26 protein-coding genes are annotated in these 25,070 nt (G+C 42.0%); 13 read left to right on the forward strand and 13 right to left on the reverse strand.

Annotated elements, in window-relative coordinates; genetic code table 11:
* The first annotated feature begins 368 nt into the window (after positions 1–368).
* The 6 genes from C900_RS25515 to C900_RS25540 all read left to right on the forward strand — a co-directional run bounded on the left by C900_RS25515 (position 369) and on the right by C900_RS25540 (position 4,752).
* Positions 369–938, forward strand: coding sequence for an RNA polymerase sigma factor (locus C900_RS25515; RefSeq protein ID WP_009583298.1), 570 nt, complete (start codon positions 369–371; stop codon positions 936–938).
* Between the two features lie 2 nt (positions 939–940).
* Positions 941–1,777, forward strand: a complete 837-nt coding sequence (locus tag C900_RS25520) for a hypothetical protein (protein WP_009583299.1) — start codon at positions 941–943, stop codon at positions 1,775–1,777.
* On the forward strand, positions 1,761–2,828 hold the full coding sequence (locus C900_RS25525) for a hypothetical protein (RefSeq protein WP_040497564.1): 1,068 nt from the start codon (positions 1,761–1,763) through the stop codon (positions 2,826–2,828). Before C900_RS25520 ends, C900_RS25525 begins: the two co-directional genes overlap by 17 nt.
* Positions 2,829–2,914: 86 nt before the next feature.
* The gene (locus C900_RS25530) at positions 2,915–3,676 is read left to right on the forward strand and encodes a hypothetical protein (RefSeq protein WP_157494222.1); all 762 of its coding nucleotides are present in this window, start codon (positions 2,915–2,917) and stop codon (positions 3,674–3,676) included.
* A 101-nt stretch (positions 3,677–3,777) separates the two neighbouring features.
* Positions 3,778–4,350 carry a hypothetical protein gene (locus C900_RS25535; RefSeq protein WP_040497565.1) on the forward strand — a complete coding sequence of 191 codons (573 nt, stop codon included), beginning with the start codon at positions 3,778–3,780 and terminating at the stop codon, positions 4,348–4,350.
* A 27-nt stretch (positions 4,351–4,377) separates the two neighbouring features.
* Positions 4,378–4,752, forward strand: coding sequence for an endonuclease domain-containing protein (locus tag C900_RS25540; RefSeq protein ID WP_009583303.1), 375 nt, complete (start codon positions 4,378–4,380; stop codon positions 4,750–4,752).
* Positions 4,753–4,846: 94 nt separating this feature from the next.
* Here the strand turns inward: C900_RS25540 and C900_RS25545 are convergent, their stop codons facing one another.
* The 7 genes from C900_RS25545 to C900_RS25575 form a co-directional block, all read right to left on the reverse strand.
* Complete coding sequence (locus tag C900_RS25545; RefSeq protein WP_009583304.1) at positions 4,847–7,270, reverse strand: ABC transporter permease; 2,424 nt, start codon at positions 7,268–7,270, stop codon at positions 4,847–4,849.
* A 331-nt stretch (positions 7,271–7,601) separates the two neighbouring features.
* Positions 7,602–8,351: a hypothetical protein gene (locus C900_RS25550; RefSeq protein WP_009583305.1), complete on the reverse strand. Its 750-nt coding sequence runs from the start codon at positions 8,349–8,351 to the stop codon at positions 7,602–7,604.
* Positions 8,352–8,467: 116 nt separating this feature from the next.
* A complete protein-coding gene (locus C900_RS25555) occupies positions 8,468–9,160 on the reverse strand; it encodes a hypothetical protein (RefSeq protein ID WP_157494223.1) in 693 nt (230 codons plus the stop codon).
* Between the two features lie 50 nt (positions 9,161–9,210).
* Positions 9,211–10,020 (reverse strand): DUF4097 family beta strand repeat-containing protein, encoded by an 810-nt coding sequence (locus C900_RS25560; protein WP_009583307.1) that lies wholly within the window; start codon positions 10,018–10,020, stop codon positions 9,211–9,213.
* A 65-nt stretch (positions 10,021–10,085) separates the two neighbouring features.
* A complete protein-coding gene (locus C900_RS25565; protein ID WP_040497566.1) occupies positions 10,086–10,967 on the reverse strand; it encodes a DUF4097 family beta strand repeat-containing protein in 882 nt (293 codons plus the stop codon).
* Between the two features lie 22 nt (positions 10,968–10,989).
* A complete protein-coding gene (locus C900_RS25570; RefSeq protein ID WP_009583309.1) occupies positions 10,990–11,766 on the reverse strand; it encodes a HEAT repeat domain-containing protein in 777 nt (258 codons plus the stop codon).
* 81 nt (positions 11,767–11,847) lie between these two features.
* Entirely contained in the window at positions 11,848–12,405 is a 558-nt protein-coding gene (locus C900_RS25575) for an RNA polymerase sigma factor (RefSeq protein ID WP_009583310.1), read from the reverse strand.
* 120 nt (positions 12,406–12,525) lie between these two features.
* Here C900_RS25575 and C900_RS30990 point away from each other — a divergent pair, with 120 nt between their 5' ends.
* The 3 genes from C900_RS30990 to C900_RS25585 all read left to right on the forward strand — a co-directional run bounded on the left by C900_RS30990 (position 12,526) and on the right by C900_RS25585 (position 14,293).
* A complete protein-coding gene (locus C900_RS30990; RefSeq protein WP_009583311.1) occupies positions 12,526–12,945 on the forward strand; it encodes an FAD-dependent oxidoreductase in 420 nt (139 codons plus the stop codon).
* On the forward strand, positions 12,881–13,579 hold the full coding sequence (locus C900_RS25580; protein WP_342662409.1) for an NAD(P)-binding domain-containing protein: 699 nt from the start codon (positions 12,881–12,883) through the stop codon (positions 13,577–13,579). Before C900_RS30990 ends, C900_RS25580 begins: the two co-directional genes overlap by 65 nt.
* Positions 13,580–13,651: 72 nt before the next feature.
* On the forward strand, positions 13,652–14,293 hold the full coding sequence (locus C900_RS25585; protein ID WP_009583313.1) for a LysE family translocator: 642 nt from the start codon (positions 13,652–13,654) through the stop codon (positions 14,291–14,293).
* A gap of 63 nt (positions 14,294–14,356) precedes the next feature.
* Here the strand turns inward: C900_RS25585 and C900_RS25590 are convergent, their stop codons facing one another.
* From C900_RS25590 to C900_RS25610, 5 genes are all read right to left on the reverse strand, one after another.
* Positions 14,357–16,129, reverse strand: a complete 1,773-nt coding sequence (locus C900_RS25590; RefSeq protein ID WP_009583314.1) for a malectin domain-containing carbohydrate-binding protein — start codon at positions 16,127–16,129, stop codon at positions 14,357–14,359.
* 77 nt (positions 16,130–16,206) lie between these two features.
* Positions 16,207–16,641 carry an energy transducer TonB gene (locus tag C900_RS25595; RefSeq protein ID WP_009583315.1) on the reverse strand — a complete coding sequence of 145 codons (435 nt, stop codon included), beginning with the start codon at positions 16,639–16,641 and terminating at the stop codon, positions 16,207–16,209.
* Between the two features lie 162 nt (positions 16,642–16,803).
* Positions 16,804–18,558, reverse strand: coding sequence for a malectin domain-containing carbohydrate-binding protein (locus tag C900_RS25600; RefSeq protein ID WP_009583316.1), 1,755 nt, complete (start codon positions 18,556–18,558; stop codon positions 16,804–16,806).
* 277 nt (positions 18,559–18,835) lie between these two features.
* The gene (locus tag C900_RS25605) at positions 18,836–20,599 is read right to left on the reverse strand and encodes a malectin domain-containing carbohydrate-binding protein (RefSeq protein WP_040497567.1); all 1,764 of its coding nucleotides are present in this window, start codon (positions 20,597–20,599) and stop codon (positions 18,836–18,838) included.
* 436 nt (positions 20,600–21,035) lie between these two features.
* A complete protein-coding gene (locus tag C900_RS25610) occupies positions 21,036–21,593 on the reverse strand; it encodes a thioredoxin family protein (RefSeq protein WP_009583318.1) in 558 nt (185 codons plus the stop codon).
* Positions 21,594–21,648: 55 nt separating this feature from the next.
* On the opposite strand from C900_RS25610, the gene C900_RS25615 reads away from it, so the two are divergent.
* The 4 genes from C900_RS25615 (at position 21,649) to C900_RS25630 (ending at position 24,113) form a co-directional block, all read left to right on the forward strand.
* Positions 21,649–22,569 carry an alpha/beta fold hydrolase gene (locus tag C900_RS25615; RefSeq protein WP_009583319.1) on the forward strand — a complete coding sequence of 307 codons (921 nt, stop codon included), beginning with the start codon at positions 21,649–21,651 and terminating at the stop codon, positions 22,567–22,569.
* A gap of 242 nt (positions 22,570–22,811) precedes the next feature.
* Positions 22,812–23,198 carry a hypothetical protein gene (locus tag C900_RS25620; protein ID WP_157494225.1) on the forward strand — a complete coding sequence of 129 codons (387 nt, stop codon included), beginning with the start codon at positions 22,812–22,814 and terminating at the stop codon, positions 23,196–23,198.
* Complete coding sequence (locus C900_RS25625; RefSeq protein ID WP_009583320.1) at positions 23,195–23,638, forward strand: helix-turn-helix domain-containing protein; 444 nt, start codon at positions 23,195–23,197, stop codon at positions 23,636–23,638. Before C900_RS25620 ends, C900_RS25625 begins: the two co-directional genes overlap by 4 nt.
* Before the next feature lie 13 nt (positions 23,639–23,651).
* Positions 23,652–24,113, forward strand: a complete 462-nt coding sequence (locus C900_RS25630) for a hypothetical protein (protein WP_040497569.1) — start codon at positions 23,652–23,654, stop codon at positions 24,111–24,113.
* Between the two features lie 205 nt (positions 24,114–24,318).
* Here the strand turns inward: C900_RS25630 and C900_RS25635 are convergent.
* A partial coding sequence (locus C900_RS25635; RefSeq protein WP_221408171.1) for a hypothetical protein occupies positions 24,319–25,070 on the reverse strand: 752 nt, incomplete at its 5' end.

Consider the following 25,070-nt stretch of genomic DNA (forward strand, 5'->3'; position numbering starts at 1 on the left):
TGGTTAATGATGGTATAATGTCATTATCCTCAAAATCAACTGAAGTTGTTGGTTACCTCGGGATGACTGGTCTTTTGAGACAACTCCAAGTGCAGACTGCAGTAAAAGCACGGCCTTTTATGGATGAGGTGTGAAACCATGTATTTTCACAAATGTCAAGTATATCCATCAGGACCATATTCTCTTAAGTTAACGGCTATAGGAACGGTGTCCGGTGACAAGCGGAGGATTTTTTTGATTATTTCATTTCCACCCCAAATCACAGCCGTCAGACCCCTAATCAACAACTACCAAAAAATATTTTCGTTATTTCTCCTATATCGGTGCAACGTTTGGTGTTTAACTTGCATCTACCTGTTGAGAACGAAATGAAATTAAAGATTCACAGATCAGAAGAAGAGGTATTGATCCGGAGGTGCCGGAAGCGTGACGGACAAGCGCAAAAGGAGATGTATGATAAATATGCTTCTAAAATGCTGTCCATATGTATGCGGTATATCCGTGAGGATGATCAGGCTGAAGATGTCATGATCTCTGCCTTTGTGAAGATCTTTGAGCGAATTGACCAGTACAAAGGCGAAGGTAGTTTTGAAGGATGGGTACGCAGGATAATGGTGAATGAATCACTGACCTACATCAGAAGGAACAAGAGCATGTACCTCGAAGTAGATATCGAATACGCTGACAAGGAGCCTGATTACAGTAGTCTTGATAGCCAGCTACAAGCCGAGGACCTGCTGAAGCTAATCCAGCAACTGCCTGTAGGATACAGAACTGTGTTTAACCTGTATGCCATAGAGGGTTACTCTCATAAGGAGATAGCCGAGCAATTAGAAATCAGCGAAAATACTTCAAAATCTCAACTGAGCAGAGCAAGAACACTTTTGCAAAAACAACTACTGGAAACAGAAAAGACATTAAAAGAAAACATTCAATAGTTATGAGCGACAGGGAGTTGGATCATTTATTTAAAAGTAAGCTGGATGAGCTCGAAAAACGACCCTCAGCGAGAGCCTGGGATGAAATTCAGAGCAATATCACCACCAAAAATAAGCGCAGCACATGGTTTTATAGCGGCATTGCTGCTGCAATAGTGGTTTTGGCGGCTGTTGGAAGCGTATTATGGGTGAACAGAGGTACTGAGCAGCCTGTGGTTACTATTGCGGAGAAGTCGGAAGTAGGAAGTAGGAAGGCAGAAGACCGAAGTGAAAAGGCGGAAGTCCGAAGTCCGAAGTCGGAAGTCGGAAGTACGAAGTCCGAAGTTGAGGGAAATTCATCAATGGTTACGAAGGAGCCTCTCTTAGCATTGAACAATACTTCGTCCAATAGAACAGATACAAACACCAAACAGCAAACAGCAAACCGGGAACTGAGTAGCGAAAACAAGGAACCACAAACTGGAAACTCCAAACTCGAAACTGAAAATTCAGAACTGCTAACTGTGAATAGTGACCTGAGAACTGAAAACTCAGAACTTAAAACTCAGAACGGTGAACTGAGAACTGAAAACTCAGAACTGAAGACATCTACAGATCAGAAGCAGGAACCAAACGGCCAGACGCTGATCTTTAACATCGAGGATTTTGATAGCCGCAAGGCGTTGACCACAAACAATAATGAAAGCGAACAAGGAAAGGATAAAAGATCTTCAACACTGAGAAAGGTACTGGACTTTGCTAAAAATGTTAAAGAAGGTGATGCCGGACTTGGGGAATTACGTGAAGCAAAAAATGAACTGTTTGCCTTGAACTTTAAGAAAGATGACGACTCTAAATAAGGTTATATTAACAATACTCCTGGGATTGGGACTTCTCTCAGGCCTTAACTCTCACGCACAGGATCGCACCGACTCACTGATCATCAATGTAGGTAAGAGTAAGATCATATTCCTGGTAAGGGATAAACAGGATCTCGAGACTTTAAAGAATTATGATCTCAATGAGATACTAAAGCAGCTTAGTTTAAAGTTGGAAAATGACTCAACAGAACAGGCACTGGTAAAAGAGCAAAATGGTAAAAAGACTTATTTATCTGACACTACTATAGTTGTTGAAGAGCCTGAAGTGAAAGTTGCCGAACAACGGGAAGTACAACGGTATGAATATAAAGATCGTGATAATGAGAGGGACGAGCATTGGAGAACAAAGAGATTTATTAAAGGTACACGCCATTATTTCAACATAGATCTGGGTACCAATAACTACGTGCAGGACGGAAACTTTCCCGATGAAACTGATGAACCCTATACCGTCCGGCCTTTTGGATCGTGGTATGTAGCGCTTACTTCTACAAACCAAACTCATATCGGAGGACCACTGTACCTGGAATGGGGACCGAGTGTAAGCTGGTACAACTTTAAGTTTCAGAATGACAGAATAAGAGTGATTGACGGACCGGATGCTAACATTTTCGAGGAAGATACAAGCCTGCCAAATGCAGATTTTAAGAAAAGTAAGCTGACTGTTGCTTACATCAATTTTTCAGTAGTGCCGATGTTCAGTTTTGGCGAACCGGAGAGAAAGGAAAAAAAGGATTTTTGGGACTGGAAAGATTGGAATGATGATGACGACCGTGGTTTTAGAATAGGTATAGGAGGCTATGGAGGCTATAGGATAGCAAGCTACACTAAGGTAGTCTATAAAGAAGATGACGATAAAGAAAAAGACAAGAACAAAGATAATTTTCATTTAAATAACTTCCGTTATGGACTCCGGCTGCAGATGGGGTACAGAGGAACAGACCTTTTCTTCAATTATGATTTGAATGAATTATTTGCCGAAGGAAAGGGTCCACAGCTCAATGCCTTTAGTTTTGGGCTGACATTCTAAGATAACTAGCAGATTAACAACAACTTAAATAACTGCTCGAAGAGCAAAACAGGAAAACTATGTACAATTTCAAAAACTCAAATATTATGAAAAAGCAACTACTTATGATTGTAATGCTGGCTTTAGTGGCATTGCAGATACAGGCCCAGGATGATGAGGGCAAAAAGAGAGAAAAAACAAACTACGGTACACACAATCATTTTGACATCGACCTGGGGATGAATAACTTCCTCCAGAATGGGGATTTTCCAGATGACAATAATGCTCCTTATGCTGTGAAACCTTTCGGCAGTTGGTATGTAGCATTGAAATCGGTCAATGATACTCACGTTACCGGAGCTTTACACCTGCTGTGGGGACCTGAAGTAAGCTGGTATAACTTCAAATTCAATAACGAAGCGATAAGATTAACAAAAAACAACAACCAATTGGAGTTTAATGAAGCTGCTGATAACATTGATGCCCAAAAGAGTAAGCTGACTGTTGCCTACCTGAATTTCAGCGCGGTTCCTATGCTCAAGTTCGGGGATCAGGGCCAGCGCCACAGGCACAGACACTGCTGGGTAGACTGGGATGATTTTGGCAGGAAAGAAGGGTTCAGAATAGGCGTTGGCGGATATGGAGGTTATAAAATTGCCAGTTACACCAAATCAGTCGTAGTAGAAGATGGCGACAAAAAGAAAGACCGGGATAAAGATAGCTTCTACCTCAACAACTTCAGGTACGGTGTACGTCTGCAAGCAGGGTTCAGGGGTGTAGACATTTTTGCCAACTACGACCTCAACGAGCTATTTGTAGAAGGTAAAGGACCTCAGTTGAATGCCTTTAGTTTCGGTATCGTTCTCTAAATTTCCGAAACACTGGCCGGACTGTGGCAGTCTGGCCGGTTTATTACCCCATTAGTTTCCTGAAATTTTAAAAAATAGTATTTTCGATCAGATGTTTCACCTTGAGCTTAGCTATCTTGATCGACAAAACGACAATTCTTGCTCTTCTTTTGATAATAACAGCCTGCTCTTTTCCCTCAGGCCGTGAAAAAGAAACCCTTGAAAGAGAGATTGCAGCTATCGAAACCGATGCACAATTCACTCAATATCTAATTGAAATAAGGACTGCTGATCAAAAGTACAGGCAGATGGAGCCCCAAATTCAGGAAAAGTATGGCCATGACTCACAAGAATATCAAGATGTTTGGGAGATGATCAATTTAACGGATCAGCAAAACCTTTTGAAGGTTGAGTTATTGCTCGAGAAATTTGGTTATCCCAGAAAAGCTGCTGTTGGTACTAGTGCTGCCGAAGTACCCTGGCTAATCGTCCACCATGCGGCCGATTATAACCTGCGAGTTCAATATTTCTCACTTTTCTATAGTGCCTGGAAGGACGGCAATTTAAGTGACGATGCATTTTCGCTCTTCCTGGAGCGCATGCATATCATGAAATTTGACAAATATTTTTCCTTCCCCGGTCCTTACAAACATGAAGAAAAAGTAGAGGCTTTGATCAGGAAGTTGGGGTTGTAGTAAAAATTAAATTAGATTTCCAAAGTCATGAAAGATTATTCCTTCTTCCATAATGCCAAGCCGTCAACATTCAGCAATGCCCGTGCACTTAGAAATAACATGACAGCGGCTGAAAAAGCACTATGGAAGTCGCTTAGAAGAAAACAGATAGCAGGGTTAAGGTTTCGAAGACAACATCCGGTCGGAAATTTCATTCTCGACTTTTATTGTCACGACATCAAATTAGCCATTGAAGTAGATGGGCCTATTCACGATAGGCCTGAGCAAAAGGAGTATGATCAGGCGAGAGATCAGCAAATTCGAAATAAAGGAATACAAATGTTACGATTTTCTAACGATGAAGTATTTGACAATATACAGATGGTAATTGAAGAGATCAAAAGGTTTATACCCCATCCCTAACCGTACCCCAAAATGGGGAAGGGGAAGTTAAGTACACCAATATAAATTTCGCGCTATACTTGGTCCTCCCCAAATGGGGAGGATTTAGGAGGGGTCACTCATACCTCAACGAATCGACAGGATTTGTGCGTGCGGCCTTGATCGTTTGATAACTTACCGTGATCCATGCAATGGCAATTGCAAATAAACCGGCAGCGACAAACGGCCATACCTGGAGGGCGCCGTAGTAAGCAAAGCCTGTTAGCCATTTGTTCATACCATAGTAAGCTAATGGCGCAGCAAGAACCAAGGCAATGAATACCAGCACAGTAAATCCCTTCGTCAGCAGTACCAATATCTGTAAAACAGAAGCTCCCAACACCTTCCTGACCCCTATTTCCTTGATTCGCTGTTCAGCAATAAAAGACGCTAACCCAAATAATCCGAGAGCTGCTATGAGAATAGCCAGACCTGAAAACCATGTAATTACTTTTGCCAACCTGTCCTCACTTTCATACTGGCTGTTGAATTGCTCATCTACTTCAAAATAGGTAAAGGGAAAGCCTGGCCTTAAGTAAGACCACTGATCTTTCAGATAGGCAACCACTTCATCCTTCTTCGCTCTTTCATACTTGATCATCACTGAGCTGGCTCTGCCAGTTGTGACCAGGAACACGATTGGCGATATGGACTGATGCAGAGATTCAAAATGGAAGTCCTTCACTACACCGATAATTGTGCCCTGCCTGTTGCCATACTGGAATGGCTTACCAATAGCTTCCTCCGGAGATTGCCATCCGATCTTTTCAACAGCTATTTCATTTAAAATAAATGCTTCCGTAGAGTCGCTGGCCCTGCTGATGTCAAAATCCCGACCCGCTACAAACTCAGCTTCAATAGAAGACAAGTATTCATGATCCACATGCACATCAGCAATGCGGAAGGTGATGTTCTTCATCTCTCCGTCTACCTCTGCCGATGCACCTTGTGAGTCGAGCAGCCGGCCCGAAGGCACGCGGCTGGCAAGTGTGGCTGCGCTGATGCCGGGCTGACTTTCAAATCGCTCCTTTAGCGATGCAAACTGGCTGTACACCTGGTTACTCGATGGCAAAACGAGTATATTTTCTTTGTTAAACCCGAGGTCTTTATTCTTTACATACTCCAGTTGATCGTGAACGACCCCTACGCTAATAATCAATGCAATGGAGATAAAGAATTGGAACACCACCAGCACTGATCTAAGGTTAAATTTCTTTACCGATTTATGGCCTCCCTTCAAAATTGAAGCTGGCTCGAATGCAGACAAGAAAAATGCCGGATAGCTTCCTGCTACAATTCCAACAAACAAACCCGTAGCCAGCATGAGCCATATCACGAATTGGTTATGGATAAAGTTGAGCGTGAGCCCTTTGCCAACAAATTCATTGAAGTAAGGAAGAATAGCAAATACAATAATGCTTGCCACCATGAGCGCCAGGAGCGCAAACACAACTGATTCAGTTATAAACTGCCGAATTAAAGTTACGCGATATGCACCCATTACTTTTCGCAGTCCCACTTCTTTGGCTCTTTTTGCAGATCGTGCTGTTGCCAGGTTCATAAAATTTATGCAGGCGATAACCAATGTGAAAATAGCGATGATGGTGTAGATGTACACATAGGCAATATCACTGTTGGCCTCCATTTCAGAATCAAGGTGAGAATGCAGATGGATATCCGTTACAGGCATGAAATGTAGCTTATTACTTACCGAAGCAGGTTGCCCGGAATGCCCCATTCCCAGGTGGCGGTCAAAGAAATCGGGTATTCCTGCTTTTAGTTCATCTATAGTATGGTTCGGCTCAAGTAGCACATAGGTGCCATAGTTGTTACTCCCCCAGTTTTGCATCAGGTTTTCAAGACCAACAATCTGCTCCAGTGTGGCAAAAGACGCCATAAAATCCCATTTGAAGTGAGAATTTAAAGGCACATCTTTGGCAACACCAGTTACCTTCAGCTCTACTTCCCTTCCGAAATTGCTATAGCTCAACATTTTGTCCATCGGATCCTCATCTCCGAAGTATTTTTGTGCCGTAGTCTCGGTAATCACCACTGCGGCAGGTTCTACCAGCGCGGTTTTTGGGTCGCCTTCTATAAGGGGCCAGGAAAATACCTCGAAGATATTGGCGTCACCCAGGTAGAAGTTGTCCTCCTCTATTTTCTTTTCCTTATAAGTGATCAACGGACCGTAAGCCGAACCTATTCTCACAGCTTCTTCCACTATACCTTCGAAATCGTTCTGCAGCAACGGCCCAAACGGTGGTGCACAATGCCCCAGGTGGAGACTGGACTCCCCTTCTGCATTTAGCCACTGCCTTGACACACGATAGATCCTATCAGATTTTTCATGATAGTCATCGTAACTAAGCTCATCCTGAACAAAGAGCAGGATCAGTATCGTAGCCGCCATACCAATGGCCAGTCCGAAAATGTTGATGAAGGCGTAAGACTTCTGCCGTAAAATATTACGGAAAGCTATTTTAATGTAGTTTTTGAGCATGTTGGTATATTTTGAGTTCTTGACCTTGGCTTTAAAGACCGTATTTCATCCTAAAGGTTGCATATGGATAAGACTCCGGAAAAATGAAATGGTTACATGAACAGCAGGCAAAGTGTTTTTGAGTCGGAAGTCCGGAGACCGAAGTCGGAAGTTTTGCTAATCGGTAATCAGTGTAGACCGGTCGTGCAACGATTTGGTTTATCCTAAGGATAAAGAGAGCACAGAGAAACCCTGAGGAGAAACAGAGAGCACAGAGGGAAACCTCTCCGTGCCCTCTAAAACCTCTGCTTACCTCTGCGGTTAAAACCTCCCCAGATAGGAAGACATATTGTCAGGGATTAACGACAAAGTTCACTTTATCCACCCCTGTATTTCCCGTTCGGCTATCATAGGCATAGATAATTACCTCGTATATGCCCGGTTGGGAAAGGTCCAGGTCCGCTTCGAAGGTATTTACCTTCTCATATACTTTTAGAGGAACAGTTTGTACCTGCTCTCCATCACGCTTCACTATGCCTTGTACCTCAATTTTTTCAGCATCCCACAATCCTCCGTTAGAGATGGTGCATCCGCACATCATCACCACATTGGCCTTTAGCCTCACAGTCGAAGGTTTGATAAACTCATGAGTTTGAGGACTCAGAACATCTACAATAAAGCCAGGGATCTCCAGCACAATGCCATCACCTCTAATGTCTTTTCCCGGGATGATCCACAGTTGTGTGCTTGCCACTACTCTGGCTTGTGGCTGATTGACAGGCGCCAGCACCTCCACAGTAACCAAACGTGGCTCTTCAATATTAACAACAGCCTCAAACTTGGCAGTTTGATCATCTGCAATTGATTTGTACCGCTCATGAGGTTCATTCATGATCAACGTTGTGTTACCGGTACTTCCTCCTATTGTACCCTGACTCAATATTTCACCGGTCAGTGCATCACGAATAATGACCTTCGCACCTCCAATGGAGCTGCCGATAAACTTGGCGTCTTTTGCTTTGGCCCGTACTACCAGCGTTGTTGGCTGGGCATATGCCACAGTTGCAAATAAAAGAGTAAATATGAAGAGGTAATTTTTCATAGCCCTGGATAGTTGGTTTTGATAAAGATAAGAAGATCCGCAAACATGATATTAATAAAAGGGCACTAAGGAGGATATTTCCCCGCCTAGTGCCCTTTTAACCTTTACCTGTAAGATCAGTCCTTTTTATACCTTTTCAGCTCTTTTTTAGCTTCTTTCATGGCCTCTTTCATCTCTTCGCTCATTTCCTCACTCCAGCGCTTGAGTTCCTCTTTATGATCCTGCCAATTATACTTCCATTCATGCCTCCAGCCCTCAAACTCTTCTATGTCCATTTTGAAATCGAAATCATGCTTATCAAAATCGAAGTTAAAATCGAAATCCATATCAGGAATTCTAACTGCAAAACCAAAATCCGGAATTTCCACATGAATGTCCGGTATGTGAACATGAAAATCACTGTCTTTAGTAGCCCATAGAGAATGTGAGCCATGCGATCTGTTAAAAGAAACCACAAGGTAATTGCCAGTTTCTCCACCAATCACTTCCGCACCGGTGATCTTCATATTTATGGCTCCACTGATCCTTTTCAGACGGCCATTGTAGATACTGACCTCCTCAGAAGCTTTGTTACCTTTTAAAACCAGGTGAAGCGTGCCCGCAAGCACCTCAGCTCTTACATCACTTTCAGAAGCTCCTTTTATTTTAACCAACGGACTTTCCTCTCCGGCAGCAATTAATCTCAGTTCCTGCACATTTCCTGAGATGACAACTTTATCAAAAGGCGTCAGGTTTTTCAAAACAACTTCCTGTGCAAAGCTGGTAGCAGCACATAACACTGAAAGCGTGAGGGTCAGGATTATTTTCATAGCTTTGAGCTTTTGATTCATTATGATTTACTGTTTTTTTGGTGAAATGGTTACTTCTTTCGAAGATAAATGTCGCCATTATAGTTTTTGATCATAAATTCGGGTCCGCCTCCATTCACCTCACCACGTACCCAATCATCGAGATAAACTTTATAGGTTCCGGATTTCTTCTCTGTTTTAGTAACAGGCTCATTCTTTTTTATTGTAAAATCAAAAGCAGAATAGATCTCGCCACGGGCCGTTTTCATCTTCAGGCTGGCCTTAAAGTTTTCCGGCAAGGTAAGGTCTACATCACCATTATACGTGGTAAAAGCCATGGGGGTATCGGGTGTGATCTTATCAAAGGTCACCTTGATACTTCCATTGTAGGTATTTGCTACTAAGGATCCTGAAATATTTTCTGCTGCGATCTTACCATTATAATTGTCCGCTACTATCTCTCCACTCACATTGCTGATATATAAATTACCATCATTATATGTCTCCACATGAAGATCAACATTCCTGGGCACCTCCACTTTCAGATTTACTCCTGAATTCCAGGAATCGGATTCAATATCCACATAATTATTTTTCTCGCTTATCTCCAGGTCCATGGCCGCACCGGATATTCTTCGAAGGCCGTCTTTTGTTCGCTCGCTGTCATTCTTTCTCTCGCTGCGGCCCACATAACTGATCAGAACATCCTTTCGCTCCGTTCCCCTCACCTCTATTGATCCCTTTTTAATATCTATTCTTACCTTCCCCCTTTTGGAAGGTTCGCTAAAGGGTACTGTTAGTTCTCCGCTATCCTGCCCGAGTCCTAAGTTTGCACATACCAGCATGAGCATGGCGGCTAATGTTAATGCAGTCTTTTTCATAATGCCTTATTTAATTATCCTACTTATTTTCACCTGTAATGCAGGCTGTTGTTGTTATTGTGTTGTTATTGTTCTTTTACAAATACATCGCCATTGAAGGTTTCAAAATCCAATGACACGCCTCCTCCGCCAACGCTGATAGCCGAGCGGCTGTCCACATGATAAGCCAGCCCATCAGACTTTCCTGTTTTCTTTTTCTCTACCACGGCTGTTTTGTATTCCAGCTTCTCAATGTTGGTGTAAAAATCTCCATTAAAGCTTTTAAATGTCATATCTGCCCTGAGTCCTTTTGGATAAAAAGCATTGATATCTCCGTTTAATGTGTAGTAAGAGGAGGACTCCTTAGGCAACGTATTGTATTCCAGGTTGACATCTCCGTTGATCGTATGCGCGTTGGTCTTGCCGGAGATCTGTTTCAGAGTAATGGCCCCGTTAACATTGTTTACATCCAAAGAGCCTTTTACCCCTGTCACCTCTACATTGCCTTCGTTAATGGTAGCGAGGTATAAATTCATGTTAGCAGGCACTTTGATTGTAAAGTCATATTTAAAATCGTAATCATATTCACAATTTCCCCAGTCATAACTCCAACCTTTCCCATTTTTTCGGCCGTATAACCGATTTTTATTTCCAAACTGTCCGCAGGGGCCTTTTATATAGACAATTATCGTGTCCAGCCGGTCAATTATCCCAAGGCTCAGTTCTGTCTTCGAGCGCGCCAGCCGCTCTTCGGTCTTTGCTTTCACCGTTTTTCTGGCTTCCAATAATATCTTTTCTCCATTGTAAGCCTCTACTTTGATACCTCCGCTGATATTTGCCAGGTAGAACACATTGCCGGCACTTCGCTTCTCAAAGGCAATTTCCCTTTTCTCCGTTTCGCTGTATCTCTGTGCCATTACACTATTAATAGCGCAGAGGATTAAGATTGTTGTTGTTATTGTTTGCATTTTTTTGACCGTTTATATTTTTTCAAATCAGCACCTCGATACTTTTTTGGATGCGTTCCTTCACTTCAGGAGGTGTATTTTGATCTTTCAATATTTTCTGCAGGTTTTCAACGGATCCTTTCTCCTGTAACACCACCATCATCTCTCCCAATGCCATCTGCACCAACGGTGATTGCTGACGTGCAATGGACCTGATAAGTCCTTCCCTCACTTCAGGATGAGAAGCATAAGGGTATAGCGCCTCAAGGGTTGCGAGCCTCACATTTACATTAGGATCATTATTAAGTGTTTTTAACAGTGCCTCGGTCACCTTAACACTTGCATCCGGAAGTTCGCTGGTCAGGTTAACCGCCTTTAACCTGTCACTGGGCGAATCTTTTTCCAGCAATGTAAGCATCATCATTTCTTTCATTTCGCTGACCTCAGCCGATAAACGCTCCAGTTTGCCTTCCTCCTTAGGTGATCGCAAAAGCAACCCCGCTCCCAAACCAATGACGACCAGCCCGATACTATATGCCCAGCGTAGTACAAGTTGTGCATTCCACAAGCTGGCAAACCACCCTGCTCTTTTTTCCGGCTTTCGTTTAGCCGCTGTCAACTGCTGATAAAAACCAGCCGACATTTGTTCCGAAGGCACAGGAGCCATCATCTGGTTTACTGAAGCCTTCAGCTCACTCAGATCATTCAGATCCTCGATCGAAATATCGCCCTGCTCCAGGTATTGCTCCAGTAGCGCCTTCTCCCCTGCTGATAATCCCTGTCCCAAATTATACTTGTTGATTAATTCCTGCCTTTCCATTATCTATAAAATTTCACCTTGTTTAATATCCATTCAATCTTAATTCTCCCATTCCCTCATTCCAAAATTCCAAAATTCCCCTTACACCCTCGTCTGCAATCCCGAATATTCCTCTTTCAGTGCCTGCAACGCCCTAAACACTTTCACTTTTACCGCCCCTTCAGAACAATTCAGGATGTCACCTATTTGCTTATACTTCATTCCTTCTATTTTACTCAGCGTCAGCACTTCCCGCTTTTCGTCATCCAGGCGCTGCATGGCTAGCTCCAGCAACTTCAGCGCCTCATCCTTTTCTATTTGCTCCTCTCTGTTGAGCAAACCATCGCCCAGGCGGTCCTTCCACTGCTCTATTTCTTCTGCATGTTGTCGTTTAGTTTTTTTGTAATGGTCGAAGTTTACATTTCTGGCGATGTGAAACATCCATACTTTGAAGTCTCCATCACCTTTAAAGCCTTCCCGGTACTTCAGGATGCGCATAAACACATTCTGAACAAGGTCCTCACTGGCTTCCGCGTTATGGTTCATATTATAGAAAAAGCCAAAAAGCACTTTCTTGTACCGTTCAAACAACAACCCCAGCTTATCGAGGTCTCCATTCTTCACTTTATGCATCAATGCATTATCCGAAATTGATTCCAAGCAGACTATAGTTTATGATTCAGCGCTTATTCTAACAGGGAAACTGCGCAAATCAGAGATGGTTACAGACATTTTAAAAATTTATTCAATTTAATCAATAATGGCTATTATTGCCTACCAATGGCTCGTGAGAAACATTTTGATGTAATAGTAATTGGTGGCGGGCAAAGCGGTCTGGCTGTAGGTTACTATTTACGAAGAACAGGGTTATCTTATGTCATTCTTGATGATCAGGAAAAAGCCGGGGGTGCCTGGCTCCAAACATGGGACTCTCTGAAACTATTCTCGCCCGCAGAACACAGCTCGCTCCCCGGATGGGTTATGCCAAAAGACACGGAAGAATACCCCCGAAAGGACCATGTCATACAATACCTCAAGGATTATGAGGTAAGGTATAAGCTGCCGATAGAGCGGCCCGTAAGTGTTATGGGCGTTCAAAAGCACCAGCAGTTGTTCACCCTCGAAACCTCAAGAGGTGAATACAGCAGCAAAGCGGCTGGTCAGTGCAACAGGCACATGGAAAAATCCCTTTATTCCTGAATTTAAAGACCAGAGAAAGTTTCAAGGCTTACAGGTGCACTCCGCCCACTACGTTAACGAAACTCCTTTCAGAAATAAAAAGGTGCTGATCGTTGGTGGTGGCAATTCCGGGGCACAGATCCTGGCCGAGGTTTCCAAGGTAGCCCAAACCACCTGGGTAACACTTCAGGAGCCCAAATTCCTTCCGGATAATGTCGATGGCCGATACCTGTTTGAATTTGCCACCCGCCAATACAAGGCCAGGCTCGAGGGGAAGAAAATAGAACCTGTTGGCTCTTTAGGTGACGTGGTAATGGTAGGCACAGTGAAGGAGGCGCGTGAAAGACAGGTGTTGAAAGCGGTACGACCGTTTGATGCATTTTTCGAAGAAGGTGTAATATGGCAAAACAACAACAAAGAAGCTTTTGGTGCAGTAATCTGGTGCACCGGGTTTAAATCTTCGCTGGACCACCTGAAAGGCCTTAATATTATGGAAAATGGTCGTACCCAAACGAACGGTACCCATTCAAAAAAAGTCGATGGGCTGTGGCTTGTGGGGTACGGCAATTGGACTGGCTACGCTTCCGCCACATTGATTGGTGTAGGCAGAACAGCACGAAGTACGGTAAAGGAGATACAGGATTTTTTAAATTAACCTAATGCCCATCCATCCTGGAACTACGACACCCCTTTTGCCGTAAAGAAATTCTTATAAACCATTATACAAATGTTTGAAGCATCACAACTCATCACCTTCATTATTGCCTCTATCATACTATTGGTCATTCCGGGGCCTGCTATATTTTTTATAGTCGCCAAAAGCATCGATCAGGGCAGAACAGCAGGCATTGTCTCTGTATTGGGTATCCAACTGGGTACGCTTTTTCATATTGGAGCCGCATCTTTGGGTATTTCGGCTATATTGGTTACTTCAGCATTGGCATTCAGTCTGGTGAAGTATGCAGGCGCTGCATACCTCATTTATCTGGGAGTTAAAGCATTGATCAGCAAAAATGACACTACTGGCCTGAATGTAGAAGTCAAGAAGCAAAAACTCAACAAAGTATTTTTTCAAGGGATGATCGTAAATGTGCTAAACCCAAAAACGGCTTTATTCTTTTTTGCTTTTCTGCCTCAGTTTATCAATCCGGCAGCAGGGTCACCTACGGTACAGATCTTTACCCTGGGTCTTCTTTTCATTATCCTGAGCATCGTTAGCGATGGTATATATGCCATGCTGGCTGGGTCTATTAAAGGATTTCTGCACCGAAATCCCGTAAGGATAAAGATACAAAAGTATATCAGTGGTGTGATCTATATCATTCTGGGATTAGTGACTCTGGTGGCTGAACCGGTCAGGAACAAATGATCTAGAAAATATGGGTAAGAAGATAAACCGGTGGACAACTGATCTTCTTACCCAGGCTTTGACCTACTTTTTTATCACTTTTACGTATTTCTTCGACTTACCGGCAGAGATCTCCGCGTGGTAAAGTCCTCTTGGTAAGCGTGTTGATAAGTTGAACTTCACCTCTGTCCTTGCTACATCGCTGGTATCTACTGACTCATACATTATTTGATTAGTGTCATCAAGCAGGCGAATAGTTATTACCTGTCTCGAGGCCTCGGGCAACACTACAGTCAGGTGATCCCCTACCGGGTTGGGAAAAACAGATATAGTCTTTTGCAACGGTTTGCTATCCGCTGACACAACTTTCAACCCAGTGGTATCGGTGATTTGACCATTATAAATAACTTCAATGGCTGCAATGATCGGGTTGGCTTTTCTCTGTAGAAAATCTATGTTCAGGTAGTTGTCGGTTACTGTCGTGACAATGGTTTTCTGCAAAGGCTTGTTTACCCCAGTTTCACTAAGTATATCAAAGTAATTCAGCACGGTACTTCCTTCTACCATTACATCAAAAACCCGTTCCCCCGGATGGTTAAAGTTACTTTCTACGAAGTAAAGATTAACGGTATAGCTACCATCAGGCACAGGAAAACTCCAGGCCATTTCTCCACGTCCATTGTCCACCCTTGATTTGGTCAGCACTTTGAAAGGTGCATCAGTGCTATTCGACTTAATAGAATGGTTGGCAGCAGCAAATCCAATAACACCATTGTTTACATACCGGTGCGGATTGGCATGTGAATCTTCCTCCCAACTTGCCTGAGGGGCTTTCATTACCTCCCAATCACCGGCGTTTACCCTGTAAACCGGGCTACCTCCCGGAGTATCAATGATTTTCAAAGCTCCTGTTGCCCAACATGCGTTACAATCTGTTTCCGAGCCTCCTTCATCTTCTGCCGAAATAAAAAATAAATAAGAAAGTTCATCATTACTTGGTGCATCGCTATAATCTGGCCTGATGATCAATTCTCCATATCCATGTCCATAATCAAGCATGACATAAGGTATATTGCCTTCCACTATTTCGCCCTCGAGTTTTATAGCATCTGAGGGGCTGTCGTAATCAGTTGCACGAATAGGTATTCTCATTTCCGTGCCTTCCTTAACTTCAAACTCAAGTCCATAAGAATTATAAGAGATAAAAGGCTCCATAGGCATGCTTCCTGGCCTGATCTCAATAGCAGAGATCAGAGAACTGCCCTTTTCGGTGATGAAGTCTATATCGAGATTGCCATCTGTTACCTCTACGGAAACGTCAAAATACACAGGAAAGGCCTTACCTGTAAACCTGACAACATCAAAATCATCCATTGCCAGTCTGCCCTCAACCTCTACATCAAACACGCGGGAACCAACCGTTTGGGAGGTATTACGACCTTCAATAAAGTGTAGTGTGACGATATAGCTGCCGTTAGCAACCGGAAAGTCCCATTCCATATTGGAAGTACTCATATTTACGCGACTTTTTTCGGTATAAAAATCACCTCGCCAGGTGGCTGCTCGGGCAGACTGGTATCCAATCACATCATTGTTTACATAAGGGGACGGGTTTGCCTTCGAATCTTCCTGCCACGAAGCCGGAGCTTTCCACCCACCGGCATTGACCCTGTATAGGTATTCGGACGCAGGTACCTGCTGGTTTGTTTCTTTTCGGAGAGTCTGAAGCTCTTCAAGAGTATGTGTTTTATTCAATATTGAGACTGTGTTTTTCTGCTGGCCATATACGGCCAGACAGCTAACAAGGCAGACTGCACCAAGCGCGTTTTTTGTAACAAGGTAAAATAAAGGTTTCATAATAGTTGGTTTTAGTTATACAACATGTGTCAGTTGATAACCAGGATAATAAAGTAAGAGTGGGCAATTGTGATGAGTTAAAAATGGAGTTCAAATTTTACCGGTAACTGATACTTCACACCTATTGTCCGGTTGTTCTGAATAGCCGGATTCCACCTGGGCATATTCTTCGCTACAATCATAGCTTCCTTGTCTAACTCAGGACTTACCGACTTTATGACTTTGACATTTTCTATAGTTCCTTCCCGGGTGATATAATACTCCAGCACAACCGTACCTTCGATTCCGTGTTTTTTAGAAAACTCAGGATACTTCACATTTGTGTGCATGTAATCCGCTAAAGCCTCAGGGCCACCAACAAAGGATGGAGCCGAAATAGCCATATTTACCGGCTTTGAAACTTCTTCTACAGGAGCGTTGCTTTCGCTGTTGTAAGCGATCTCTACTTGTGAAAAAGCAGTGGCAGTTAAAAAGCACAATAAGAGTACTGCGATGGTTTTGAGCGTTTTCATATCTGGTTTGTTTGGTTAATCTTATTACCAAAGATATCACTCAAATAAACGCGTTACCGGTAGAGTGGTAAGAACGGCAGGAGGTTGTTGATGAAACGGGGTAAATTGTAAATGAGCATAAAAGTGCGGCCGGAAAGAAGTGCCATTCCGGCCAGACATATTCTATCTTTTTAAGATCTGAATGTATTCTCGATAGTTTGCTGCTACAATTTCAGCCTGATAAATTCCTGCGGGCAATTTTGGATCAACAGCGAACATCACTTCCGACCTTTCTGTATCACTGTGATTTATTGCGCTATAGCTTACCTGATTATTTCTGTTTATTAACCTCACCCCCACCTGACCACTAACCGCTCGTGGCAACACGAATGTCATATGATCATTGACAGGGTTGGGATACACCACTGTTTTCATTGCCAAATCACTATTAGCTTCTAAAACGTCCGGAGCTTCTGTTCGAGCCATTTCTGCTGCCATGACTTCACCATTATATGTTATTGATATACCGGCAATTATGGGGTTAGCCTCTTTTTCCTTTAGTAGAATGTCTAAGTAACCATCAGTTACCTCGGTAATTATTGTTTTTTGAAGAGGCATATATTCTCCTATCTCATTATAAATATCGAGATTGCTTATTTCTGTTTCACCTTCAACTAATACATCGAACACCCTCTTTCCCGAAGTGTTAAAATGACTTTCCGCAAAATAAAGATCAACAGTGTAAACTCCACTTGCTACCGGAAACCTCCACCGCATATCCGTGTGCCATGCCACTCTTGACCTGCGAAAAATTTCGTCAGGCGCAGTTGTGGGGTTTGACCTTATGAAATGGGATTGTGATTTATAGCCATTCAACACATATGGAGAAGGATTGGCATAAGAATCCTCAGTCCAGGAAATCGGGGTATCATCAGCGGATATCCAATCAGCTGCATTTACCCTATAAATTGCATTTCCCTCAGGAGTATCCAGCACGGTAAGATCAACCAGTGCCCAGCAAGCATCACAATCCGTTTCCAAACCATCCTCATCTTCAGCGGCTATGTAAAGCAGATAGCTGCCTGCATTGTCATAGTCGGGTTTTATGATCATTTCTCCCTTTCCATTACCATGATCTACGACAGTCACAAAATCAACCGGAACACCCGTGTCACCTCCAAATATCCTAATGGCGCTACTTGGGCTGTCAAAGTCAGTAGCACGGATGGGTATTCTAAATTCAGCTCCCTCATGGACGGTCGTTTCAAGGCTCCTCGTCATTTGTGACAATACGGGGTCATGGGATGGAATGACACCCGGGGTTATCACAATTGCTGAAATTAAAGCGTCAGTAAAATACTCCGCCATAAAATCCAGGTCCAGGTTATTATCACTTACCTCAACAGAAAAGTTAAAACTAGCGGGAAAACCCTTTCCTGTAAACTTTATTATGTCAAAATTATCCAGTGCCTTTTTACCTTCAATATTTACATCAAACACCCGCGAACCTACGGACTGAGTGGAATTTTCGCTTTCCACAAAATACAATGTCACAATATAATTACCATTTTCCACAGGAAAATTCCACTCCATACGGCTGCTTATCCTGCTTTTTTCAGTGAAGAATTCATACCAGTCGATGCCGTTGGCGGAACGATAATAGGTTGGGTTGAGATATGGCGAGGGATGGGCTCTGGTATCCTTCTGCCATGAGCCCGAGGTCTTCCAACCACCTGTATTAATCTGGTAGATAGGTGGTCCGGCAAGCATTTGAATTTTTTCAGCATTATCTGAATTACCATCCTGTTGCAGAGAATAGGTAATGGCCTCTTTTAGCTCGGCCACAGGGGTACGGATCTGGCCATACGTTGATGTTAAACTAACGAGAAAAAGGACATAGCAAAGTCCTGTTTTAATGTGACGGGTAGAGTTGTTCATGGTTTATTGGTTTTAAAAAGTTGACAAATAGCACTATTTCCGGTTGGATATTGTAGTTACAGTACCCTCACACCATTATAGCATTGAATTTTGACTTCTAGTTAGGAGGATGTTACGAAAATGTAAATGACGGATGTCGTCATGGATTGATGATTAAATACGGATGTGAATGCTATAAAGTATAAAGGTTCTGTAGCTCTGCAGAACCACAGAACCTCCAATATTGCCGATTTAGCCACTAAAAAAGAAATTCTCTTCCTGACTGCTTATTTTGGGGTCATCTTTTCAATATCTGAATATACTCCCTGGAATTCCCTGCTATTACCTCTGCCAGATAAACACCTGATGGTAACTTCGCGTCAATGTGGAACGTTGCCTCAGTCCTTGCTTCATCACTTTCATTAACAGCTTTATAGCTTGTGCTATTATTTCTGTCTATTAACCGGATTGCTATCGGCCCTTTCACTTGATCAGGGAATGTAAAGGTCATCTTGTCATCAATCGGGTTAGGATAAACTGATACTTTTCTGTCCAGGTCATGATTTGCCTCTGAAGCATCCACCATTACCTCCATAACAGAAGTTGGAGCTGTTTTCCCTTCATAGATAATGTCTATTGCTGCAATAAGCGGATTTGCCGTGTTTCTTTTCTTGTTAAGAGAAATCTCCAAACCCTCATACTCATATGCACGCGTAGTTACACTTTTTTTAAGTGGCACGTTTTTGCCGGCTTCAGCAAATATATCGAGATCATTAATCTGTGATCTTCCAACCCGTACATCAAATACGCGCATATTTGCAGCATCAAAATGGCTCTCAACAAAATAAAGATTGACTGTATAGTAACCGGTCGAGACTGGAAACTCCCATAGCATATTGTAACCACCTAATAATACTCTTGATTGACGTAAAACATTATCAGGAGCATCGGTGCTGTTTGATAAAATATTGTGGCTTTGAAACCCGGTTATGCCGGACGAAAGAAAGGGTGATGGATTCCCATAAGAATCAATGGACCAGTTGACCGGGGAATCCTCTACTTCCTTCCAATCACCTACATTTACTCGATATAACGAACTGCCTTCAGGGGTATCCTCAACTGTGAGTTCTACCAGCGCCCAGCAAGCGTCACAGGCGGTATCAATACCATCCTCATCCTCGGCTGCGATAATCAGCAAATATTGACCGGCATCATCATAATCGGGCCGAATCAATAGTTCACCTGACCCATCACCATGATCAATCACTCTTGCAAAATAATATGGTGAATCTTCTATGGTACCGCCATATAACTTAATTGCACTGGCAGGGCTGTCAAAATCGGTAGCTCTTATGGGTATGCGCAATTCTGCCCCCTCCTTCATTGATTTCACCAATGTCCTTGAGGATTGATATAAGATAGGATCCAGATTGGTCGGTAAGACCGGTCGCACCACTATGGCTGAGATTAAGGCTCTGCCCCACGCATGATCGGTAAAATCAATGTCGAGATTATTGTCGGTAACATTTACGGAAAAGCTGAGTGAAACAGGAAATTCCTGCCCTGTAAAATAGGCAATATCAAAATCAACCAGTGCTTTGTTCCCCTCTATGTCCACGTCAAACACTCGTTCGCCTATGTCGAGATAATTATATTCAACAAAATGCAATGTAACAACATAATCACCATTAGCCACCGGAAAGTCCCACTGCGAATTGCCAATCCTGCTTTTTTCCATATAGAAACTCAACCAGTCAATTCCAGGCTGGCTTTTAAAATATGGCGCTGTGACGTACGGGGAGGGATGATCTTTCGTATCTCTCTCCCATCCGGCAGGGGCCTCCCAACCACCCGCGTTGATCTGATAAATAGGCTCACCGGCCAGCATCTGGATAGTTGAAGTTGGCGCTACCTTCTGGTTGTCGGGCTTAAGCACATAGGCTGTAAGCTTCTCCAGAGAAGAAATTGAGGCTTGATCCTGGCCGTGTACAGAGATGCAGAACAGACCGCAGACTGCAATACAAAGTACAGTCATCCGAAAATAGTTAAATAACTGTTTCATAATTGGTTGGTTTTAGTTAACAATATTTAATTTATAAGCATAGAACCTGATCAGATAGGTGATTTTGGAGGTGATGCCCTACTTTGCCTATATGAAGAATTGAACAAGATGAATATGCAAGTTTTTCCATCCGGAAAATTGTATACTCAATAGATCAGAAATTTAATGCGAAGTTTTCATAGTCTCAGAGTTACATGAATAATATGCACGAGATACATTGATAGCATATACCCTATTCTCGCTCTGCCCGACTATAAGTTTTGTGGATGTAACTACGAGTTAATACAAGATTGCGACAATAAAAAATAAAATTAAAAAAAGAAAATACAAGTGTAAGAATATAAATAATCAGCAATATTATATCCCTTAAACAGCAAATTTGTCTGCTTAACACCCGTAAATAGGTTGATTTTAACTAAACTCAGTCAAAGAAAAATCACTTCTTCCATTTAATATTACACCCTTGACTAGGGATCTGGCTTTCAGTGACAGGGTTACCTTTTAGGAGATCATCCAGAGCAGCTCGCATATCCTTACCCGTTAATGGCTTTCCGTTGCCAGGACGTGAGTCATCCAACTGTCCGCGATAAACAAGCTCCATATCACCATCAAAAATGTAGAAGTCCGGAGTACATGCCGCATCATAGGCACGGGCAACTGCTTGTGTTTCATCATAAAGGTAGGGAAAAGGATATCCCCACCTTCTGGCCTCTGCTTTCATGAGTTCGGGAGAATCTTCAGGATAATTCTCCACATCATTGGAGCTGATAGCGATAAATTTTACGCCTTCCGGAATATAATCTTCCGCCAGCTTTACAAGCTCAGACTGCACATGCTTCACGTAGGGACAATGATTGCAGATGAACATGATTACAGTTGCCTTTTCAGACTTTAGTTCATCAAGCGTCATTGTACGTCCGCTAACCGTATCTTCCAGCTTAAAAGGAGGCGCCACGGTACTTAGCGGCAACATTTTTGAAGGTGTAAGTGCCATCGACTCGTCTTTTTGTTTAACTTTCGTTTAAAGTTAGGAACTAAATTATTCTTCCATGAAAATTTCCAGCCTTTTTTGGTTAATCCCTGTACTTCTGCTGATTAACTGCAAGCAACCCGAAAATGTTTCGCAAGATGAGGAAGGATTTCTCACCATCAATGGTTCAGAGGTATTCTACAAAACCATGGGATCGGGTGAGCCTATGATCGTTATCCATGGCGGCCCTGTGCTGGACCACTCCTACTTTCTGCCGCACTTCGAAACACTGGCTCAGAACCACCGGCTGATCTTCTATGACCAAAGGGCCTGCGGGCGCTCATCCTTAGAGATAGACTCTGCTACCATGTCTATTGCCGGCTTTACTGACGACATTGAGCAGCTAAGAAAGGCGCTCAACCTGGAAAAAGTAGACATACTCGGACACTCGTGGGGCGGATTACTGGCCATGCACTATGCCATCAACTACCCTGAGAACATTGACCATCTCATATTATCCAACTCCATGCCTGCCAGCACGGACGGTTGGCAACAGGAAGAAGCGCAACTGGCCGCACGGATCACCCGGGAAGATAGTCTCGAACGTGCTAACATCATGGCCTCGGAAGAAATGCAGCAAAGGAAGGCCTCTGCTATTAAAAAGCTGATGATGCTCTCTTTCAAAACCCAGTTTCACGACAAGAGCAAGCTAGACAGTCTGAACATTTACATTCCTGATGACTTTATGCAAAGAAGCGCCAAATTCAGCCACCTAGGCAAAGACCTGATGTCGTTTAACCTTTACGATGACCTGCGCCAGTTGAACATGTCTACTCTTATTATCTATGGCAAAGATGAACCTGCAGCCTCCCTTTCGGGAAAAGAGCTGGAGAAGATCATCCCCGGATCGAAGCTGGTGGTCATCGAAAATAGCGGTCATTTTCCTTTTGTGGAGCAGCCGGAGGCGTATTTTGGGCAGATTAACAGTTTTGTAAAATAGTTGGCGATATATAACTGATTGGCTTTGTAATTACAAAATCTACTTCGATTAGCCGGTCGCAGACTCTATTGTTTACTTTTAGGGGGTTGCGTAGGTAAGCCTTGCTTTCACTAATACGGATAGGCATTACTGCTATCGTTACTACTGCTAAGAATATAGCCTATGCTAACAGTTTTTTAATTGATTAAACTTTGTTTCTTGTTTTTGTGTTTGTAATATTGCACTTTACCAATAGGTTAAGTTTGGAAGGATTTTATAATATACACACTTGTGAAAAGCATAAATTAAAACTCTTCTTAAATCAGAGCAACTCAGATTTATCAAAAAAATTTACTGAGATTCATAGAAATAAGACTTTAATAAACAAATTCGTTTTAGTAATAGAGGCTGTTAAAAAGGGGATTGCTAACCGTACTCAATGGAATTTCGAAGCAAAAACAAAGCATGGCGATATTTATGCAATTAAAGTAGATCAGCACAGGTTCTACACTTTGGCTATTAAATCAGGCGGGTATCGTGAATTATATATTTGTAGATACGGAAAAAAAGAAAGTCAAAAAAATTCTAAGAAATTAACCAGTACAATTGATTCAATATCAACCATTCAAATTCAAAAGTTGTTATCATGAAAGATATTATTAAAAACCAAGACTTTTCAATTAATAAGTATGTTGTTGAAAACAGAAATGAACTTGATGAATCTCTTGTAAGCCTTCGTTTAATGAAGGTCGTAGACGACTTCTTAATAAACAACGGAATAACACATCGAGAATTTGCAAAAAATCTTAAATGTTCAGAGTCCTACATCAGTCAGATTATGTCGGGAAGTAAAAAATTCAATGTGGCGTTTATAAATAAATTTGAAAAACAATACAACATTGAAATAGGATTTGTCCTCCAAGATGAAAATGCTAAAAGACTCCGTGAAGAAAATGATGAAATCTATATCACATACTCGTCAAGTTCGACACTCCAAATAAAAACAGGAGTAATAGATTTGATAGAAAAGCAAGGTGTTTATTCTGTAAAAAACAATAATATGGACGTCTGTCAGTTTAAAATTCATTAATCAAAATTCAGTTATGTCTACTGGAACTAACAAAACATTCGATTTAAGATTTGCAAAAATCAATATACTTGGATTTTCCCAATTCGATCAAAAAAACAGTTTTAATAAAAATGCATATCCATTAATTGATTTTCTTACAAATATTCAGTTTCGAGTAATAGAAGATGTTAAGCGAATCTCATGCTTAATAACTGTTAAGATGAAAATAAAGGAAACAGACGAGGCGTTTGCGGAATTAAAGGTAGAGACTCAATTTGAAGTAAACCCTTTTGATCAAACAATAGTTAAAGAATCAAAAGATACTAATGATTATCAAATCCCCAACATTCTCATGTATAACGTTGCCAACGTATCTGTTTCGACCGTTCGAGGAATTTTATATGAAAAATTAAAGGGAACAGTTGCTCAAGATGAAGTATTTCCTTTGATAGATCTGGCTCCTCAGTTTATGAAAAATCAGCCAGCGGTAAAGTAAGGTACCTATATCGACCGTGTGCAGTATACTGCTATCTCCGCAGTCGCTCGCTCTGCTCTGTCGAGTGGCGGCTATTGTTATTTTACCGTTCCCGATTACTAGGTTTACTGCTCGGCTCAGCTGAGCTCAAACTATTTCGATTTCTAGCTCCTATCCCTATATGGGTACTAGGAATAAACCGAGTTAGGGATTTTTTGAGTATTACCTACTTTAATGCAATCTGCAAAACAAAATCAAAACAAAAGTTTATCTCATCAATTGTTAAATCATCTCTGTATTCATCAACTACCTTATATTCAGTATAAGTTGTCATATATCCATATAATCTATATTTTTTAAATCTTGCATAAGATTTAAAATCAATACCAAGATTTGTAATAACTATCAACTCGCTAAGAGTATCAAATGATTTTTTTAACTCTTTCTCAAAATTACCAAAGCCTCTAATTCCAAGATTATCACCTTGCATTCGATGCGATTGTGCCAGGGATCTGAACCAATTTGATGGCACAATCTTTTCTCTATAATCCGTGTCTGTTTTAATTGTCGTATAATCATTAAGGATGTATCCGAAAGCTAAATTGATTTTGTGGAGTGAATTCTTAAAATCCGATGAGTTAATTAATTCTTTTGCTGATTTTAAGGATTCCTTTACAGGCTTGGAAACAATTAAATCCACTAGTGAAATGTCGTTATGGTCAAGACCATCAAGATATATCGGGGTATAGTGTAAATAAAAACCCTTTATACCAGATACAAGCCCCAAGATATCAATCTTAGTTGAGAACATAGATTCATGCTTTAATCTATTTCTGGCATTATTCAATCGTGTAAAAAAAGGAACATTAATTGTCTCAATACTTAACTCTTGAAATTTAGTATTTAGTGAATTGATTAAGTCAATAAGTGCGGGGTGGCTAATTCGGTTCGAATAGTGCCACTCATTTCGGTGTGTTA

It is taken from the genome of Fulvivirga imtechensis AK7 (assembly GCF_000331535.1).
Taxonomy (GTDB): domain Bacteria; phylum Bacteroidota; class Bacteroidia; order Cytophagales; family Cyclobacteriaceae; genus Fulvivirga; species Fulvivirga imtechensis.